The 2660-nt window shown below is 58.0% G+C and carries 2 protein-coding genes; both read right to left on the bottom strand.

Going from position 1 to position 2660, the window contains the following annotated elements; translation table 11 throughout:
• A partial coding sequence (locus MFF42_RS25880; protein ID WP_238258826.1) for a type I restriction endonuclease occupies positions 1-1260 on the bottom strand: 1260 nt, incomplete at its 3' end.
• Positions 1261-1269: 9 nt separating this feature from the next.
• On the bottom strand, positions 1270-2517 hold the full coding sequence (locus MFF42_RS25885) for a restriction endonuclease subunit S (RefSeq protein ID WP_238258827.1): 1248 nt from the start codon (positions 2515-2517) through the stop codon (positions 1270-1272).
• Between the last annotated feature and the right edge of the window lie 143 nt (positions 2518-2660).

Consider the following 2660-nt stretch of genomic DNA (forward strand, 5'->3'; position numbering starts at 1 on the left):
GGTGTCCTTGTCGTCCTTGCGGATCGGCGTTCCGGTGAAGCCGAAGAACCGCGCGTCGGGCATGGTTGCCCGCAGATAGGCTCCGAGGTCCTTCTCCTGGGTGCGGTGGCACTCATCCACCATCACGATCCAGTTGCCGGAGTTCGGGATCGGCTCATCTGAGCCTTGGAATCGAAAGATGGTCGAGAGGACAGTGAGGCCGTCCGTGCCCTTGCCGATCAGGTCGTGCAACGCGCGGATGCTCTCAGGCGCGACGGGATTTGGTAGGCTGCAAGCCGCGAAGGTGCCGCTGATCTGACCGTGCAGGTCGAGCCGATCGGTCAGCACCATCAGGTTCGGATTGGTGAGTTCCGGCGTATCGAGCGTCAGGTGCGTTTTCAGCTTGAGCGCCGCGAATACCATTGTGAGCGACTTGCCCGAGCCCTGCGTGTGCCAAATTAGCCCGCGCCGATGCTCCGCCTGGACGACGCGCTCGACGATCTTGTTGACGGCCCGGAACTGCTGGTAGCGGCAGACCTTCTTGATCGTGCCGGTCTCGGTCTTCTCGAACACGATGAAGTGGGCAACCAGATCGAGGAGTCGCGTCGGCTCCAGAAGGCTCCACAGCCCCTCCGAAAGCTTGTCGGGAAAGTCGCCCGTTTTCCGGGGCCAGGGGTCGCCCCATTCGGCCCAGAACTTCGACGGGCTTCCAGTCGCGCCGTATAGGCAGGCTAGGCCGTCCGTGACGATGTTGAAGCAGTTCGACAGGAACAAGCGCGGGATGTCGCGCTCGTACTGCCTGATCTGCTCGAACGCCTCGCCGGTCTTGTCCCTACCGTTCACCGGGCTTTTGCATTCGACGACGACGAGTGGAATGCCGTTCACGTGCAACACCACGTCGGCGATCCGAGATTTCTCGGTCTTGACGCGGAACTGGTTCGTGACCGTGAACAGGTTGTTCTTTGGCTTGACGAAATCGATCACGCGCAGCGTCTGACGCGTAGTCGCGCCCTGAACGGTGCGGCTGAAGTTGCCGCGCAGGACGGAGAGCCACACCTCGTTGTCCGAGAGCGCGGCGAGGTCGGCGGCGGCGGCTCGCGCATCTGCCTCCGAGATGCTGTTGATGCGCTGGAGCGCCCCGATCAGGTGCGGGCGGAAGAGAACCTCGTTGTCGCCGTCGCGCAGGCTCGCGTGCTCGGCCGGCGGCACGTGGTGATATCCAAGGTCCTCCACGCAAGCGATGGCCGGCCCCTCGGCAAGATGCCATTCCATGCCCGCCATGAGGCCCTCTTACTCGGCCGCCATCGGGAGGTCAGCCTGGACGCGCACCCGGCCTGTCAGTAGGTCGGACATAAGTGCAGACTTCATGCCCGAATGCACGGCCTGCTGCTGTGTAAGACTTTCTTCGGCTGCCTCCAAGCTCGCGATACGATCGACAATTTTTTCTTGTTCTTCGCGAGGTGGTAAAGGCACAACGATGCTCCCAACTGCTCTCTGATTCACAGACGGCACCGCCCCCGTTTGTACGTGCTCCGAAAGGTCGATCCGACAAAACAAATGAAAGAGAAAATTCGCATCAACTTCAGTTCCAGCACTTGCGGTCATAATATTGTTATCAACAAATGACACCTGCCCTAGAATCCTTCGCTTATTTGTCAGCAATGCAGCGCCAACCTTCGGAAATATAAGCGTGCCTGCTGGAAAGGGCCTAGATTTGATCGATTTAGCAATATTATCGTCTATCGTGTTTGCCGCCCGCCTCACTATCCGTTGATTTCCAGGCGTATTCATATCGCTAATCTTGACGAAGGGATACGGCAGGCCCCTATGACCTTGATACTTGATGGGAAAACCTGCTCCTCCCGACAAACGGCAGACTTCTGCAACCGGCCGCGCGGTCCATCCTTCCGGTATCGCCCCGATCTCCGTCTGCTTGAAGCGGGTGTGGCCGATACCCCTGAGCAGCAAGCGTTGGATCACAGCTTGCTTAACGGTCCGAGTCTGCTCGATAGCAGCCTGTGTGCTATGGATCGCCTCGTCCACGCTGGATAGGATGTTTGCGACTCGGCGCTGTTCGGCAGTGGGTGGTAACAACAGGCGATAGTCTCCTACGTCGTCTGCGGACACCGCAGGATAGTTCGACCCTTTCATTCTGGGAATGAGGTGATTTACAAACCATTGTGAAAGAACGTGCTGGCTCAGGAACTCGCTATCTACGCCGGATCGTGGGCGAACTACGGCAAATCCCGTCGAAGCGATTAGGTCGTTGCTCGTGCTTCGAATTCGACAAAACGATCGAAGATACGGTCGAACAGTCGATACAAGTATATCACCATCGCGGACGATCCTGCGGGCACGGCTAGGGGCGGCTGAGAACTTCATCCTGCGAGCTTCGCCCATCTCAGACGGCCCAGAAACAGTTGCAATATCTATGTAGCGAAAGATAAAATCCTGCGCGGTAGAACTAGGCAGGCTTTCAGGATTGATTTCCGCAACTTCGCGCAGTGCAACATGCCTCCAGTCAGCGCTAGGCCGCATAACCAAGCTCCTTTAGGAAGCTCATCATGTTCGCCTCGGCAACATCGCGCTGAGCCTGGATTTCGATCAACTTCTCGACCTCTTCGGCTACATCGAGGTCTTCTACTTCGTCTCCAACGTGAACGTATCGGCTGATGTTAAGG

Source organism: Methylorubrum podarium (genome assembly GCF_022179745.1).
In the GTDB taxonomy this organism is placed as follows: domain Bacteria; phylum Pseudomonadota; class Alphaproteobacteria; order Rhizobiales; family Beijerinckiaceae; genus Methylobacterium; species Methylobacterium podarium.